A 16,037-nucleotide genomic window follows, 5' to 3' on the forward strand; every position below is an offset into this window, starting at 1 on the left:
ACTGCAATTGTCGCCCGCTGCGGGACGTGTCACTCTGTCGCCAATGATAACGGCACGGAGGACCAGATGCCCCAGATCAACCGTAGAAACCTTCTGGCAGGAACCGGCGCCATCCTGGGCGCGGCCGGCAGTGGCGGCAGCGCCTTCGCCAAGACAAAGCCGTTCAGTGTCGGCGTCGTCGGAGCAGGGTGGTTCGGCAAGATTGACAGCCAGGCGCTGATGCAGGTCGCGCCGGTGGATTTCATCGCCTATGCCGACCCCGACAGTAATATGCTCGCCGAAGCGGGGGAGCAGGCGAGCAATCTGCCCAAAGCGGTGCGCAAACTCGCCAAGCCGCCCGCTCTGTATAAGAACTATAAGGACATGTTCGCCGAACATGACTTTGATATTGTCATCATTGATACGCCGGACCACTGGCACGCCCTGCCGATGATCGAGGCCGTGTCCAAGGGCGCCCATATCTATCTGCAGAAACCGATCGGCGTTGATATTGCTGAAGGCGAGGCGATGGTCGCCGCCGCGAAGAAGTCGGGCAAAGTGGTGCAGGTCGGGCTGCAGCGGCGCAGTCAGCCGCACCTGATCGAGGCCAAGAAATCCATTATTGGCTCAGGCATGATGGGCGATATCGCGCTCGCCGAAGTGTTCTGCTATTTCCACCAGCGCAGTGGCCCGTTCGGCGAAATTACAACGCCCCCGGACAATCTGGACTGGGAGCTCTATAACGGCCCTGCGCCGGAAGTCGCTTATCGCCCTGGCATCCACCCCGATGACTGGCGCTCCTTCCTCGCCTTTGGCAGTGGCTATATGGGCGATGTCGGTGTGCACTTTGTGGATGCCACGCGCTGGCTGCTGGATCTGGGCTGGCCAAAGCAGGTCTATTCTGCGGGCGGTGCGTTTGTGGACCCTGACAGCCCCGCCACCACGCCCGATACGCAGGTGGCGACCTTCCAGTTCGATGATCTGACCATGACCTGGACCAATCGGGTCTGGGGTGGGCCGGCCAAGCGCGGACAGCCTTGGGGCTCGGCCATTCATGGGGAGAACGGATCATTGTGGGTGGCGGTCGACGGCTTTGAATATGTCCCTCGCGACGAGAGTATCGAGCCAACCCGTGTAGCGGCCTATAGCGACGCCAAGGACTTCCCTCACGAAAGCTCGATGCAGGAATGGGAGCAGCTGACCAACACGACCAACCGGACGCATATGGCCAATTTCGTCAATGCCATCCGCACCAAGGCGCAGCCCGCGAGCCCGATTGAAGAAGGGCACATTTCGACATCCGTCTGCCACATGTCCAATATGTCGCTGAAGCTGGGCCGTGCCCTGAACGTCGATCCGGCAACGGGGCAGTTCGTCGATGATGAGGAGGCCACCGGCCTGCGCATGCGCCCCTACCGGGCGCCCTACAAACACCCCGCCGTATAAACAAAAAGGGCGGCCCGAACAAACGGGCCGCCATAAAGTTAGGGGGTTACACTGACTTTTTAAGGTCGGTGTCAGTTGTCGTCGAAGGACAGGGAGAAGGAGACTTTGCCCCCGCTCTTGGCCTTGTAGAACCGTTCTTTCTGCTCCGCGGTCAGGTCGGAACGGTTCTCGACGAATTTCTGGAGAGCATCGGATTTCAGTGCGGTTTCGCCACCGGCGTAGCACAGGATTTTCTGCTCGATTTTGGTGTTCTGATCGACATGGTTCAGGACGATGGGCTCGTCGGATGATTTGCGGTGGTCGGCGCAGTCGTCGGCGAGACGGCGGATGGCGCCGGTGCTGGCTTTGATCCGTGTTGCGAACTGATCGTTCAGGTCGGTCTTCACCCGCTTGTCGATTTGCAGCTCCTTGATCTTCGACTGGACGCGCTCGCTATAGGCGGCGATCTCCGCTTCGGCGCCGGGGCGGGGCAGCACCATTTCCGGAATGGCGATGGTTTCGCCGTTCTTTGTCTTGATCTCGACGACCGTCACCATCGGCATTTCGAACTCAGGCAGATCAATGTCCATGTCACCGATATCGCTCAGTTCGGCGATCTCATCGTGCAGGCCCTCAAGCGGGTCGGTCAGCAGGATGATACCGTCATCATGGTGCCGATAGCGCTGCCCTTCGATGCCGGAGAACATGGTGAAGAGGCCACCGAACTGGGAGATGTCGAGGTCACCGGCCGTTGAAAACACCATCGTGTGCGGAGGTTCAGGCACATCCGGCAGTGGCGGGGCCGGCGGGGCGACCATGGTGAAGCTGGCATGGGCGCGGGCCGTGCGGCGAGCTTCCCGGGCCATGGCCTGGGCTTCGCGGCGGGCCCGCTGGGCCTCCTGGCGGATCGCATCGCTCTTCTGACGCATTGCCGCGCTTTCGCGGGTCAGCTCGGACTGCTTTTCATTCATTTGCTGACGCAGTTCCTGCATGCGCGCCACGTCGCCTTCAGCACGGGCGTCATCGAGCTCGTCAGCGAGATCCTCCAGTTCATCCGCACGCTGCTCGATATTGTCCGCCAGACGATCCATCTCCTCTTCATAGCGGTCGAACTCTGCGTCCATCTGCTCTTCAAAGCGCTCCATCTCGGCTTCGAACTGCTCCATCTCAGCTTCGAAGTCAGCCTCGTCCATCTTTCCCGTACGCTTAGGCTTTTCGGGCTTCGCTGGCTTTTCGGGTTGTTCAGGGCGTTCGACGCTGGACAGGCGTTCCACACGGACGGTGCGCTCCACTTTCACCGGTGCGTCGGTTTCTTCGGGCGCTGCAGGCGGCTGGTGCTCGACCACGGCATAGCTGGCGGTGGCACCAAGGCCGAGGGCAATGACAGCACCAGTGATGGCAGAGCCGCCTTTCAGCATCTTCTTGCTTTTCATCGTCGTCAGTCTTTCCTTCAGGCCGTGATCGAGGGTGAGGGCCATGGCGCTGCCCTGCTCGATCCGGATCGATTTCATCAATGTCGTTGCATATTCATGCTTGCAGCCTTCAGTGTGCCGCAGAACGGCTGCATCACAGGCCGCTTCCTGATCGGCGCGGAAGGCGTCGATGGCGCGGCCGGCCAGCGGGTTCCACCATTGGCTGGCCCGCATCACCACCATGGCCAGCACGGCCCACAGGTCGCCGCGGCGCACATGCATCAGCTCGTGCACAATCGCATAGCGCTGCTGGGCTGGCGTAAAGCGTTCTTCGAAATCCTCGGGCAGAACAATGATCGGGTGGAACAGCCCGCAGACCAGTGGTCCGGTGTTGTTCGGGCACTGACGAATGCTGAGCGGCAGGCGAACGCCAAGGTCACGGGCAATGTCGCGGCTCATTCGGTCAACGCGCGGTGAGGGGAGGCAGGTCTTGCGCCGTGCCCGGTCCGAGAACCGGATCTGCGCCGCGAACAGCCAGAGGAGGCTGATGATAAGACCGGCAATCCAGATTGCCGCCAACGGCGCGGCAATGTCGGCCAGCCGGATGCTGCGGATGAAGCCGAACAGGCCAGGCTCGGCCTCTGACATGGCAGCGAGTTCGACCTGCTGCACCGGTGGGAGGGAGGTGTCAGTCGCGGTGGTGCGGACCTCGCCGACAGGTGAAATCTCCACCACGGCCGGCACGCGGCTTTGGTCGACAACAGCCGGGAGGCGCCGTTCGGCCAGTATATGAACCGGTTGGGGTGTGGCCTCGCCCATTTCGATGATCTGCGGGGCGGGTGCAGGGGCGGGTTCCAGCGCCGGTACCGGGACCGTCGGCATGATCAGGCGCAGGAGCGGTAGCGCCCACAAAGCGTAGGCCGCGCGTGGGCCCACATGCTTGGCGACGGGGCGGCGCAGGACAAGGACGAGCCCGATCAGCGCGGCCACCCACAGGCTGTTCTGCAGGAAATGGGTCAGGGCAGTTGAGAAATCAGCGGTCATTTTTCAGCTCCTCAAGCAGGGCTTCCAGTTCAGCAATGTCATCGGCATCAAGGCCGCGGTCATTGGCCAGATGCGCCACCAGCGGGGCCGCGCGGCCACCAAACAGGCGATCAACAAAATGGCCGGTTTCCTTGGTCTGGTAGGCGTCCTGCTCCAGCACCGGCGAATAGAGATACCGGCGGCCTTCGCTCTCGGTGCGCAGCGCGCCCTTGTCGACCAGGCGGGACAACAGCGTCTTCACTGTCCGGTCCGACCAGTCCTTCTTGGGGCCGATCTGCTCGGCAATGTCCGATGCCGTCTGGGGGGCGGAGGTCCACAACACCTTCATGACCTCAAGTTCAGCGGGGGAAATCTGCATCTCGACCTCGATTGATTACGTTTGTGGTCATTCCATGGACTACGGGTGTAGTCAATAACCCTTTTGCAGAAAAATCACTTTGCAATCCGGGCCTGTAGCGGCGGCCGGACCTTCCCGCATCGCTGGTGCTGCCTCAATTTTGCCTTGGTGCCTTACGGCTTCATCATTGGCCGGATGGACAGAACACCCATAAAGTTTCCTCGAGGAAATGAGGGAACGAGATCATGAAAAATTTTCTGCTGACGGGTGTCGCCACCATGGTGCTGGTGGCCTGTACCACGGACAAGACGCCTCCAACTGAAATACAGGCGATTTCGCGGGAGGAGGCGGTCGGTCTGCCATCGCCCCAACGCATGTCGAACGCCTTGGCTGCTTCTCCGGCCATGGTCACACCGCCGCCAGAAATGCAGGACACATCGCGTTTTGATAATGGCGACGACAATCCGGTGAAGCTGGTGAGCGAAGAGCCCGTCTCCACCTTCTCCGCTGATGTGGACACGGCCTCCTATTCGGTGATGCGACGCCAACTGAACCGCGGCCAACTGCCCGCAAGTGAAGCGATCCGTACCGAGGAACTGATCAACTATTTCGACTATGACTATGCGCAGGGGACAAAGGAAGAGCCGTTCAAGCCCTCTGTCTGGGTGACGCCAACGCCGTGGAGCGACAAGACCGAGCTGATGCATATGGGCGTCAAGGGTTATGATGTTCAGCCGACGGAGGAGCCAGATGCAAACATTGTCCTGCTCCTCGACGTGTCTGGCTCCATGAGCGCGGATGACAAGCTGCCCCTACTGAAAAAGGCGATGGGCGTGCTGGTCGATCAGCTGGATGAGGATGACCGCGTCTCCATCGTGACCTATGCAGGCAGAACAGGTGTGGTGCTCAAGCCGACGCCGGGGTCGAAGAAACGCGAGATCATGGCGGCCCTCGATATTCTGGGTGCCGCCGGGTCCACCGCCGGGGCCGCGGGTCTGTCGCTGGCCTACAGCCTGGCGGAGGAGAATTTCGACGAGGATAAGGTCAACCGCATCATTCTGGCGACGGATGGGGACTTCAATATCGGCATCAGCTCGGACGAGAGCCTTGAGGATCTGGTGGTTCGCCAGCGGGACAAAGGTATTTATCTCAGCGTCCTTGGCTTTGGCATGTATAACCTCAACGACCAGATGATGCAGCGCATTGCCCAGAATGGGAATGGCGTCGCCGCCTATATCGACACGCTGGATGAGGCACGCAAAGTGCTGGGGCGGGAGTTCAAGTCGTCCGTTTTTCCGATTGCGGAGGATCTGAAGTTCCAGATCGAGTTTAACCAGGCCCAAGTGTCGGAGTACAGATTGATCGGCTATCAGACGCGTATCCTCGATCGTGAGGATTTCAATAATGACCAGGTGGATGCCGGCGATATCGGCTCGGGCCACACGGTCACGGCGCTTTATGAGATTACGCGGGCAGGGCAGACGGGCATGATCGATCCGCTTCGCTATGATGATGCGGCCGTCAAACCAGACCCGTCGGCGGAGCTCGCCTTCCTCAAGATCCGCTACAAGGCGCCGGGGGAGGATGAAAGCACCTTGCGGACGAAAGCCATCCAACCGTCAGTAGTGCTGGACAGCCTTGAGGCTGCGCCCGACGATGTCCGCTTCGCAGCGGCTGTCGCGGCGATGGGGGAGAAGCTATCAGGGACCGGTCACGCCGATGACTATCCGTGGGCGGACCTCATTGACCTTGCCCTCGGCGCGCGGGGGAATGACCCTTACGGTGACCGCGTCGGCTTTGTGAATCTTGCACGCGCCGCGGCGAAGCTTTCGGGGCAGGAGGCGGATTAGGCGGTCGGCCGCCCCAACCGCTACTCCGTGCCATCGAGCGGTGCGCGGATTAGCGCCGGCCTTGGCTCGGCATCGTGCTTTTGCGCAGGTGCCGAGCGCAATGAATTCCTTATTCCTACTATCGAAATAGGCGCCTAGCACCCTGTGCGTCATGTGTGATCAGGCAAGCACGGCCAAGCTGGCCGCTGAACGAGTGCAGAGGACGCGTCCCTGGGGAAGAATATCAGACCTCGACCCACTTAGGATGAATTCGCAGAGGAAAGTTTTTCTTCAACGCGTCGCTTACGTTCGACAGAGGTATGGCATCAACCTCAGACTGGGTAACAGCTGGCGTTTCTGCGCCGGAAAAAACCTTCAAATGAGGCTTACATTTCTCGATTAGAAAGCCGGCGAAAGAGGAACAGTACCGCCTGTCAGAATCGCTCAATTTTGGGGTATGAGGAAGGTACAACCGAACTTCTCGACAGACGCCATGACACTCGTCGAACCGCTCCAGTTCAAAAAACGTTTGGGCTTTTGTGAGGTCTATTTCTACCTTGAATGTCTTGGTCCGATGCATTGCGTCAAGCGCGCGCAAAGCCTTCTCAAACCTCCTTTTGTCGATGAGATCTTGAACGCGGTACCACAAATACCCGTTCTTCAATCCCTTTGCAATTTTCGTAATCAAATTGATTCCTCGTATCGATTCTAGGGCTAATCTTCGATGTCTTTGATCGTCCTAACGACGCTCCTAATCGCTTCGGTCGCCTTTTGAAGCCTCGTTCGCGGCCCTCTCGACATCGAGACATCCCGATTAACCGGATCGTTAGCAAGGCTGTCAGGCTGAATGGTTCCCGTTTGGGTACCAGCCAATGGATCGGCATCTATATCAATTAGGACCCCTCCACCAATAGGGGCTGGCGAGCGAGTGACAGCTGATTAACCTGCTTCAATAGCAATATCAGATGCTGAATTCATGAGCTCGCCAGAGAGCTTGCCTCCAGTTTTGCCGCCTAAGGCAGCTCCGACGGCCGCTTCGTCCAGTGGCCCCGGTATCATGGTAGTTCCAACGACAATCATCGCAGTGCCGAGCTTGTTGTCCGCTGCGGATGACTGTGCGCTGAGGGCTGCTGCCTGTGCCCGCCCCCCGTTTTCCATCTTCGCCGCAGTGGCTTCCAACCGACCTTGATAGTCAGGCCGCCTCACCTCGATCTTACAACACGCCATCATACCAGTAGGGTCAGTAGCGTTCACCGGATCATTTGCGACGTAGGCGTAGAGGTTCATCTGGTCATCGTCGCCAATGGGGTCGGTTTGGGGGACGCGTCCGGTGTTGGGGTCGTCGTAGCGGGCTCCTAAACAACCCAGTCCGGTATTTGGGGCGCAATTCTGTCAGTAATAGCGGCAGGCGAAGTAAGATCAGGGGGCACCCCTGTCCCTTTGGCGCGGACATCCCCATATTCTCCCTATGACCAAGCCCTCTTGCGACCCCGATGCCGGTCTTGAATTTGCGCCCGTCGATGTGGGGCAGGGGCGGCGGCTCTTCGCCTGCCGCTTTGCCGCGCAGGGGCCATCGCGCGGCACGGTCCTGTTCGATGCGGGTACCTTTGGTCTTTATGCGGATGGGTATTGGCTTGGCCACTACTTGAGCGCGCAGGGCTATGACGTCGTGTCCTATTCCCGCGCGGGCCTTTACCCCAGCGACCCTGTACCCGATGGCGAGGTGCCAAACCCGTTTTTTCACGCTGAGGACATGGTGCGGCTGCTCGATGCGCTGAAGATCGGGGGGCGGATCATTCTGACGGGTCATTCCATGGCGGGCCTGCGCCTCCATGCTTTCGCCAAGACCCATGCCGACCGCCTGCGCGCCCTGTTCTTTATCGATGCCGTGATGCCGGTGCAGCTGGGTTGGACGGTGCGCCGTGACATGGTGCGGGGGGGCGCGCCGATGCTTAGCCTCGGGGCGAGGGGGGCGCCGACCGTTCTGGGCCGGACCTTCGCCCGCCTGTACCCGAACATCATGCAGCTGCCGGGGCGGGCCCGCACCGACAAGTCCGCCTGCTGGACGATGCCGTCGCACCTGACTGGCACGCAGGTTGAAACCCTTGCGACGGTCGATCAGGCCCTGCAGGCATCACTTGGACCCCTGCCGGACATCGCCGTCGGGGCCGTCACCGCTACGGCGGTGGCCACGGGCACGAAAGAGATGATACAGCGCGCCGCCGATCGCGGCCTGCCGACCCGGTTCGAACATATTCCGAGGGCAGGTCATGCAGACCTTCTGGCGCCGCGCCATGCTGAGCGGATCGCGGCGCTGATCCACGACCTGGCGGAACAGGAGCGCGCGACCAGTTCGCACTAGGGGGTGGCGCTCCGCCGCGTTCGGTTACAAATGACACCGAAAACCCGCCTGAGGATAAAGAGATGCAGACCGTGAAAGACCCCGAAGCGTGCAACACCATGGAAGAGGTGCGCGCCGGCGTCGATGATTTGGACCGAGCCCTCGTGGCGCTCCTGACCCGCAGGCAGGGCTATATGGAGGCCGCGGCGCGGATCAAACCCACGGCCGAAGCGGTGCGCGTGCCCTGGCGGATCGAGGAGGTGGTCGACAATGTCCTGCGCGAAGCCAGTAAAACCGGCCTTTCCGCTCGAATCGCAGAGCCGGTGTGGCGCGTTTTGATTGAGCAATCGATCCAGCATGAGCTTGAGCGGTGGCATGCGGTTCAGAAGAATGCGGTTTCATAAACCAAGGCAAATCAATGGCTTGTACCATAAATGGCCAAAAAACACGATTTTGCCCCAATTCGAGGTTTGACGGGGCTCGCGGAGTGCTCTTAGCGTCCCCCGCAGTTAAAAACTTTGCCCCTGGAGAAACCCCATGAACAAGAACGAATTCGTTGATCGCGTCGCTGATCTGTCCGGCATGACCAAGGCCGATTCCGGCCGCGCCGTGGACGCTGTTTTCGACGCGATTACCGAAGCACTCAAGAAGGGCGACGACGTCCGTCTCGTTGGCTTTGGCACCTTCTCCGCGTCCAAGCGTGCTGCCCGTGAAGGCCGTAACCCACGCACCGGTGAGACGATCCAGATCAAAGCCTCCATGCAGCCAAAATTCTCGGCCGGTAAAGGTCTCAAAGACGCGCTCAATTGATCGCATCCGGGCCCGGGCAATCAGACCGGGGCCCACAAAAAAGCCTCCCTCTGCCTGATCGCGGAGGGAGGCTTTTTCATGCGTGACGGGAAGGCCTAGCCGCGGGCTTTCTTGCGGGCCACGCCAACGGCACCAAGGCCTGACAGCAGGAACAGGGCCGCGCCGGGCAGGGGCACAGCGTCACCCTCACCGGGGACAAACTCCAGCCGGATATTGTCGACCACAGCGCCGAACAGGTCGGTGACGCCCAGCTCAGCGAACACCAGCGATGACAATCCTGTCTCCGAAACGGAGAAGCTCTCGACGATCCGTGTGAAGACCGGTCGCGTGGTGAGGTAGCTGCTCGTGATCACGCTGTCGGGATTGGCGTAATAGATCTCGTCCACGTCATAGGTTTTGGACCAGTCGCCAAAGCTGACTTCAAGCTCGCTTTGAACCGTGCGCGCTGATGGCGAATAGCCCGCATTCATGCCCAGATCGAAGCTGAGGGTGTAGGTGCCGGGCGCGAGCGCAAACTGGTCCTTGGTGACGATCGTCGCACTGCCGGCACTGCCGTCCAGATCGACACTGCCGCCGGTGCCGGGATACAGGTCGAAATAGCCCGGGCCGAGCAAATCGATGAGCCCGCGTATGATGTCGAATTTGTCGAGCAGCTCATTGCCGCCTGTGGCCTCGGTGTCGAAGTCGTCTTCAAACAACAGGACAGGCGCAGCATTCGCCGCACCCATGCTGATTGCGGCAATGGCCGACAGGGCCATCAAGGTCTTTTTCATGGTATTTCCCCCAACAGGTACAGTCTGGTGTGATCAAGGACGCGTCCAACACGCTTCCATGATGCAAATTTCCTGCAGGCCACGGTGCGTCACAATCCCCTGAAAAGGGGAGAAATGCGGGCGAAAAGACTCGCGTGAGCACGGTCTTCGCGTCAGGATTGCAGGCGGCACTGCCCAGACCCTGTTGACGGGAGGGCGTTTTCGGGAAAGCTTTTCGCTATCAGGGACATTTGTGCCTTGCCGCTTCCCCTCAATCACGCCTACACGGACCTCCCATGACGCGGTATATTTTCATCACCGGCGGCGTGGTCTCTTCCCTTGGAAAAGGTGTGGCCTCTGCAGCCCTGGGTGCGCTTTTGCAGGCGCGCGGCTATTCGGTCCGCCTGCGCAAGCTTGACCCCTATCTCAATGTCGATCCCGGCACGATGTCGCCCTATCAGCATGGCGAGGTCTTCGTGACCGATGACGGGGCCGAGACGGACCTCGACCTTGGCCATTATGAGCGGTTCACCGGCGTCTCGGCGACCAAGAACGACAACGTCACCACGGGCCAGATCTACTCGTCGATCATCGAGAAGGAACGCCGCGGCGACTATCTCGGCGCGACCGTTCAGGTGATCCCGCACGTCACGGATGCCATCAAGCAATTTGTCCTGACCCCGGCCATCAATGATGACGGAACCGAGGCGGACTTTGTCCTGTGTGAGATCGGCGGCACGGTTGGCGATATTGAAGGCCTGCCGTTTTTCGAGGCCATTCGTCAGCTGGCGAACGAACTGCCGCGCGGGCAGGCGCTGTTCATCCACCTAACCCTGATGCCCTACATCCCGGCAGCGGGCGAGATGAAAACCAAGCCGACCCAGCACTCGGTGAAGGAGCTGCGGTCCATTGGTATCCAGCCCGACATCCTGCTCGTGCGTGCCGATCGCCCCATCCCTGAAGGGGAGCGTCGCAAGATCGCGCAGTTCTGTAATGTTCGGCCAAGCTCGGTCATCCAGGCTATGGATGCCCGCACGATCTACGAGGTGCCGCTGGCCTATCACGCTGAAGGTTTTGACGGCGAAGTGCTGGCTGCCTTCGGTATGGACGATGCCCCCGCGCCGGACCTGTCGCGCTGGCGCGAGGTTGTGGGCCGCATCACCGCGCCCGATGGCGAGGTCTCCATCGCCATCGTTGGCAAATACACGGTGCTCAAAGACGCCTACAAATCCCTGATCGAGGCCCTGGTACACGGCGGCATCGCCAATAATATCAAGGTCAATATCGAATGGATCGACGCCAGCGTGTTCGAGCGGGAGGATGTGGCCATGGCCCGCCTTCAGTCCGTTCACGGTATTCTGGTGCCCGGCGGCTTTGGTGAGCGCGGGGCTGAGGGCAAGATCAAGGCGGCGCGTTTTGCCCGCGAGAACAACATTCCCTATTTCGGCATCTGCTTTGGCATGCAGATGGCGGTGATCGAGGCGGCGCGAAACCTTCTGGGTAAAGACGATGCGTCCTCATCGGAGTTCGAGACCAAGGGCGAGAATGTCGTTGGCCTGATGACCGAGTGGAAGCGCGGGAATTCCGTAGAGGCCCGCAGCGAGGCAAGCGATCTTGGCGGCACCATGCGCCTTGGCGCCTATGAGGCGTCGCTCAAGCCCGGCTCGCTGGCCGCTGAGATCTATGGCGAAAGCACGATCTTCGAACGCCACCGTCACCGGTATGAGGTCGACATGGCCTTGGCGCCGCGGCTCGAAGAACATGGGGTCATCTTCTCAGGCACCTCGCCCGATGGCCGCCTGCCGGAGATCATGGAGATTGAGGGCCATCCCTGGTTCCTCGCCGTGCAGTTCCACCCGGAACTGAAATCCAGACCATTTGATCCGCACCCGCTCTTTTCCTCCTATATCAAGGCGGCACTGGAACGCTCACGGCTCGTCTAGCCAGCGTTCGGGCGCTGGTGCGCGACCTTCGATCGTCAAAACTAATCCTCGCCCCCACTGCTGCGCCTATAAACGGCGCACTCGCAGCTGGGTGGGGGACCGACAGGTACCGTCGCTTTTCGGTCCGGCTGCCTCGTGTCGGTAGCTGGTGGCCCGCGTTCAGAGCGGGGGTGCCAGTGGCTGGGCGCTCAATGGGCACTCAGGGACGATGCTCCCGCCGTGAGCTTTATAGGCCGGCGGTGTGAGACACGAGCCGCGCGCGGCCTTGGTGGGGTAGCAGCCACTTCATCCGTGCTCAAAAAATAACGCTTCTCGCATGGACAATGTCGCGCGCGGGCTTCCCCAACTTCATGACCGACCCCGGGCGGGCATCTTGGCCTGCGCGCTATTCAGTCTGGCTGGTTGATCCGGCGGCAGTATGGATAGGCGGCTTCCGTCGCACATTGGTCGGGTGGGCCCATTTGTTTCCAATAGGCTGTCATCCCCAGTCCACTGACAAAATCGGCGAAGCGCTCGGTCTGGCGGACGGCACTATCGTCCGTGTGGAACATGACGACCTTGTTCTCGAACCGACCTGCCGCCTGGGCTTTCTCGGCGACATCCAGCGCAAGTCCGGGGGCGCCCATTGTTTCGAGAAGGTAGTACGTGAACCATGGGGGAAGGGTGTCGCCCGCCGCCTGGGCAATCATTTCCGCGCTCTGTTGCAGATCGGTATTGCCGGTCCGTGCTGCGATATAGGCCCGTAAAACCGGCGCGGCCTCTTCAAACGGCGTCTGATTGATCCACGCGCCAAGGCTCTCCCAATCCTCATTGTGATCGAAGACAAACCATTTGCCGACCCAGGTCACGGGTGTCGACAGGCCCAGATCATCGATCACGTGATCCAGCATGTCGCTACCCGTCTGGACGTCGTTCCCCTGCAGATGGTTCATGGCCAGCTCGACCTGCGCGGGCGGCGAGCCTGGCTCGAGCGCCAGCGCTTGACGCGTCAGGGCATTGGCCCGCTTGAACTGGCCGACCTCACGGTAATGGCCTGCAAACCACAAATGGATCGATGAATTGTCCGGGTCGAGGGTCAGCGCCTCATCGAAAATGCGCTGGCTTTCGGCCCAGTCGCCATTGCGCTGGGCGATTTCGGCCATGAGCGTTCTCGGCTCGGCCAGCGTGGCGTCGAGCTGCAGTGCCCGTTGTGCCGCCATCAGGGCCTGGTCACGGGCGCGCTCCGGCGGGATGTCCGGGTGGTAGGTCGCATAGGTCGCCCACGCCGAGGCGAGGGCTGCCCAGCCGGCGGCAAACGTCTCATCCCGCTCCACCGCGGCGGTCAGCAATTTGATGGCCCGCTCATTGGGCTCCCGTCCGCGCTGCTGCCACAGGGCGATCCCGCGGGTGTACAGATCAGCGGTCTGCGGGTCCGTCGCCAGGGTCGCCTTGTCATTGGTCGGCGTCCTTTCCGCTGCGGGCCAGAAAAGCAGCAGCGCCAGGATCGCCACGGTCGCCCCGATGCCGCCAAACAGCAGCGACATGACCCGCCATGCGCGGGGACCGTCCGGCGCGGGCGGCATCATGGCTATGCTGTCCGGCGCTTCGGGCGCGGCGGTCGTGCGGGACGTCACCCACTGATCAAGTTCCGCGGGTAAGGCGAAGACTGTGCTCTTTGACGTGTGGACCTGACGATGGACGGGCAGCCCTTCCTCGCGCTCCCAGCGGCGGGCCGTCCGCTCACTGCAGTTCAGATGCGCGGCAATACGCTTCCAGCCAACAAGCCGGGGCGACGGTGCGGGGGCGATGTCATCATCCACGGGGGCAGGGTCCTCTCTCAGGCTCATCCTACGCTGTTCGGCGCATGCGGCCAAATGCGGTCAGATGAGGAAATACAGGGTCTTGGCCGGTCTGCCCTGTTGAGGGCGCAGCACCTCGCCGTCAGCGTGATCCGACAACGCACGAGATCAGCACGGAGAAACACGATGAAAATTCAGGTGATTGCGATGATGTGCCTGGCCCTTGTCGGGACGGCGAAGGCCCAGGATGTGGGCAGCCTCGCCGAGCAGATTACGGACATGGAAAATCGGTGGGGCGCGGCATTGCTCGCCAACGATCTCGATGCCGTCGACGCGCTGATGCACACGAACTTCAGACTGGTCCGTGTCTACGGCGAACAGCCGCCCATCAGCAAAGAGATGTATCTTGGCATGCAGGGCATGAGCGCCACGTCGATTGAAATAACATCGGTTGCGATCACAGAGGTCGCAGGTCCCGTCGTGGTTGCTCGGACCAGCTGGAGTCTCGACTGGCAGCAGGAAGGCGTCGGCAAGCTGCCGCCTTATTTCGACCTGATCGATACGTGGATCCAGACCGAAGACGGACGCTGGCAGATCCTGTCCAGGATCAGCCAGCTCGCCACCGACCGGTAGGCCTCGTCTGCGCCGCCCGGAACTGCCCTGACGCTTAACGACATCCGACTGTGAGGGAAGACCCAATGCTCCCGTTTCCGCGTGCCCACTATTATGTGGCGGCGTTTCTGCTGCTCACTTTCGTTGCGTTTTCACAATCCTATTTCCTGGTGCTGAACGAGGCGCCTTTCGCCCATCATTTCCATGGCATCACCGCGACCCTGTGGATCGTCCTTGTCATCACCCAGAGTGCAACGATCCATCACGGTTGGTGGAAGATCCATAGCTGGTCGGGTCGGTTCAGCCTTCTGCTGATGCCGCTTTTCGTCTCTGCCGGTCTGCTCGCGACCCAGGCGACACTGCAGCGCCAGTCCCCCTTCACACCAATGTTCGGTGTACCGCTGGCCGTGGCCGACGTGGTGGCCTCGCTCATTGTGCCGCTGATGTATTTCCTCGCGCTGCGCTATCGGAAATCCCCGGACCATCATGCCCGGTATATGCTGGGCACGGTCTCCCTGCTGATCGGACCGTCCGTTTCGCGCCTGCTGGCTTTCTTTGTTCCGGGCTTCCGGATCAATGGACCGGACGAGCTCTACAACTTCGGCGCCTGTGTGGATGCGTCGTTCGCTTTTGCGCTGGTCTTCATGGGCGTTCTTCTGGTGCGTGACGCCATGGCGCGAAAACCGCTCATGCCGTTTGTTCTGGCCCTTATCGGCTCAGGGGGCATGTTCGTCGGCTACAAATATTTGGGGGAAACGGCCGTTTGGCGAGGAATGGCGCCGACACTGGCGACACTGCCATCGGCTCTCTTTGTCATCGCAGGGCTGCTGATCGGCGGCCTTGCCAGTTATGCGGGATGGACGTTGAAAGCGGGCCGCGACGCGGCCCGCCCGGCGGCAGCCCCTAGACCGAACCGCGCATGAAATCCTCGGCCGTGTGGCCAAGCTGGCGGATGGCCGCCCCGCGATAGGGGGCCTTCTTCCACTCGGGCAGGCTTTCATACCGCCCATTGGCGGCACCGCTGATCCGACGTTTCTGGTCGGGCGTGGTGCCATTGACGTAATAGTCCTTGGCCATGATCTCGACCAGCTTGCGCTGATCGCTGTTCATATAGGGCCAGGCTTTCTCAGCCAGCTCGTGGACCGGCGTGACGGGTTCGGCATAGGCCGGCATGGCTGCACTCATGCCAAGACCGACAACAAAACCAATGACAAAGGGGAGACGGAGGACTGATTTTTTTTTCACGGATACCTACACAACACTTCCGATAGGCCCCAGCCGTAGCAGTCGGGTGTTATGACCCGTTCAACCGAAGTGGTCGGGTTTTATAAATCGGCATTAAGCATGGCGCGGTTCCGGTTTACCCTGATGGACTGCCGCCGGACCTGATGATCAAAAGTTGGCACATTTCCGCGGTGACCGGGTTGATAGGGTCGCGCTTTGCGGGTATGGGCTGCGGCTTCCGGTGGCAAAGGTCACCCCACCCAATTATCCAAAGAGACGACCATGGCTGTCCCTAAGAGTAAAATCACCCGCTCCAAACGTGGCATGCGCCGCGCACACGACCGTCTTGAACTCGCAAGCTATGTCGAGGACAAGAAGTCGGGCAATTTGCGCCGCAATCACCACATCGACCTGAAATCAGGCACCTATAATGGTCGTCAGGTCCTTCCTCCACAGGAAGACTGAAGCGCGATAGATTAACGGCCCCGACAAGCTGTCCTTAACAGCTAAAATTTTGGGCCCGAAATCTTTTGAGAAATTTTCGCCCGCGT

14 protein-coding genes and 1 pseudogene are annotated in these 16,037 nt (G+C 60.6%); 9 read left to right on the forward strand and 6 right to left on the reverse strand.

The features are described from left to right. The first annotated feature begins 66 nt into the window (after positions 1-66). A complete protein-coding gene (locus tag RUI03_RS04190; protein WP_317289031.1) occupies positions 67-1,425 on the forward strand; it encodes a Gfo/Idh/MocA family oxidoreductase in 1,359 nt (452 codons plus the stop codon). A gap of 71 nt (positions 1,426-1,496) precedes the next feature. On the opposite strand, the gene RUI03_RS04195 is transcribed toward RUI03_RS04190, so the two are convergent. Together RUI03_RS04195 and RUI03_RS04200 are read right to left on the reverse strand one after the other, a co-directional pair. After that, the gene (locus tag RUI03_RS04195; RefSeq protein WP_317289032.1) at positions 1,497-3,860 is read right to left on the reverse strand and encodes a M56 family metallopeptidase; all 2,364 of its coding nucleotides are present in this window, start codon (positions 3,858-3,860) and stop codon (positions 1,497-1,499) included. Beyond that, complete coding sequence (locus tag RUI03_RS04200; RefSeq protein WP_317289033.1) at positions 3,850-4,218, reverse strand: BlaI/MecI/CopY family transcriptional regulator; 369 nt, start codon at positions 4,216-4,218, stop codon at positions 3,850-3,852. Before RUI03_RS04200 ends, RUI03_RS04195 begins: the two co-directional genes overlap by 11 nt. A 224-nt stretch (positions 4,219-4,442) precedes the next feature. Between RUI03_RS04200 and RUI03_RS04205 the strand changes: the two genes are divergently transcribed. After that, positions 4,443-6,047: a VWA domain-containing protein gene (locus RUI03_RS04205; RefSeq protein WP_317289034.1), complete on the forward strand. Its 1,605-nt coding sequence runs from the start codon at positions 4,443-4,445 to the stop codon at positions 6,045-6,047. 918 nt (positions 6,048-6,965) lie between these two features. Here the strand turns inward: RUI03_RS04205 and RUI03_RS04210 are convergent. Next, positions 6,966-7,397: pseudogene (locus RUI03_RS04210) on the reverse strand (RHS repeat-associated core domain-containing protein); the annotation flags it as partial. A gap of 97 nt (positions 7,398-7,494) precedes the next feature. Here RUI03_RS04210 and RUI03_RS04215 point away from each other — a divergent pair. From RUI03_RS04215 to RUI03_RS04225, 3 genes are all read left to right on the forward strand, one after another. After that, positions 7,495-8,388 carry an alpha/beta hydrolase gene (locus RUI03_RS04215; RefSeq protein WP_317289035.1) on the forward strand — a complete coding sequence of 298 codons (894 nt, stop codon included), beginning with the start codon at positions 7,495-7,497 and terminating at the stop codon, positions 8,386-8,388. Positions 8,389-8,450: 62 nt separating this feature from the next. Further along, the gene (locus tag RUI03_RS04220) at positions 8,451-8,771 is read left to right on the forward strand and encodes a chorismate mutase (protein ID WP_317289036.1); all 321 of its coding nucleotides are present in this window, start codon (positions 8,451-8,453) and stop codon (positions 8,769-8,771) included. 133 nt (positions 8,772-8,904) lie between these two features. Beyond that, a complete protein-coding gene (locus tag RUI03_RS04225; RefSeq protein WP_317289037.1) occupies positions 8,905-9,177 on the forward strand; it encodes an HU family DNA-binding protein in 273 nt (90 codons plus the stop codon). A gap of 95 nt (positions 9,178-9,272) precedes the next feature. Here the strand turns inward: RUI03_RS04225 and RUI03_RS04230 are convergent, their stop codons facing one another. Next, positions 9,273-9,950 (reverse strand): hypothetical protein, encoded by a 678-nt coding sequence (locus tag RUI03_RS04230; protein ID WP_317289038.1) that lies wholly within the window; start codon positions 9,948-9,950, stop codon positions 9,273-9,275. A 275-nt stretch (positions 9,951-10,225) separates the two neighbouring features. Here RUI03_RS04230 and RUI03_RS04235 point away from each other — a divergent pair, with 275 nt between their 5' ends. Further along, on the forward strand, positions 10,226-11,872 hold the full coding sequence (locus RUI03_RS04235; RefSeq protein WP_317289039.1) for a CTP synthase: 1,647 nt from the start codon (positions 10,226-10,228) through the stop codon (positions 11,870-11,872). Positions 11,873-12,261: 389 nt separating this feature from the next. On the opposite strand, the gene RUI03_RS04240 is transcribed toward RUI03_RS04235, so the two are convergent. Beyond that, positions 12,262-13,698, reverse strand: coding sequence for a hypothetical protein (locus RUI03_RS04240; protein ID WP_317289040.1), 1,437 nt, complete (start codon positions 13,696-13,698; stop codon positions 12,262-12,264). A 138-nt stretch (positions 13,699-13,836) separates the two neighbouring features. On the opposite strand from RUI03_RS04240, the gene RUI03_RS04245 reads away from it, so the two are divergent. Together RUI03_RS04245 and RUI03_RS04250 are read left to right on the forward strand one after the other, a co-directional pair. Continuing rightward, complete coding sequence (locus RUI03_RS04245) at positions 13,837-14,283, forward strand: nuclear transport factor 2 family protein (protein ID WP_317289041.1); 447 nt, start codon at positions 13,837-13,839, stop codon at positions 14,281-14,283. Between the two features lie 65 nt (positions 14,284-14,348). Then, positions 14,349-15,185, forward strand: coding sequence for a hypothetical protein (locus RUI03_RS04250; RefSeq protein ID WP_317289042.1), 837 nt, complete (start codon positions 14,349-14,351; stop codon positions 15,183-15,185). Here RUI03_RS04250 and RUI03_RS04255 read toward each other — a convergent pair. Further along, positions 15,166-15,507, reverse strand: a complete 342-nt coding sequence (locus RUI03_RS04255; RefSeq protein WP_317289043.1) for a hypothetical protein — start codon at positions 15,505-15,507, stop codon at positions 15,166-15,168. The genes RUI03_RS04250 and RUI03_RS04255 overlap by 20 nt on opposite strands. Before the next feature lie 261 nt (positions 15,508-15,768). Between RUI03_RS04255 and rpmF the strand changes: the two genes are divergently transcribed. Next, the gene (gene rpmF / locus RUI03_RS04260; protein ID WP_317289044.1) at positions 15,769-15,951 is read left to right on the forward strand and encodes a 50S ribosomal protein L32; all 183 of its coding nucleotides are present in this window, start codon (positions 15,769-15,771) and stop codon (positions 15,949-15,951) included. Positions 15,952-16,037 lie beyond the last annotated feature (86 nt).

Origin of the sequence: Parvularcula sp. LCG005, assembly GCF_032930845.1 — a bacterium.
Taxonomy (GTDB): Bacteria; Pseudomonadota; Alphaproteobacteria; order Caulobacterales; family Parvularculaceae; genus Parvularcula.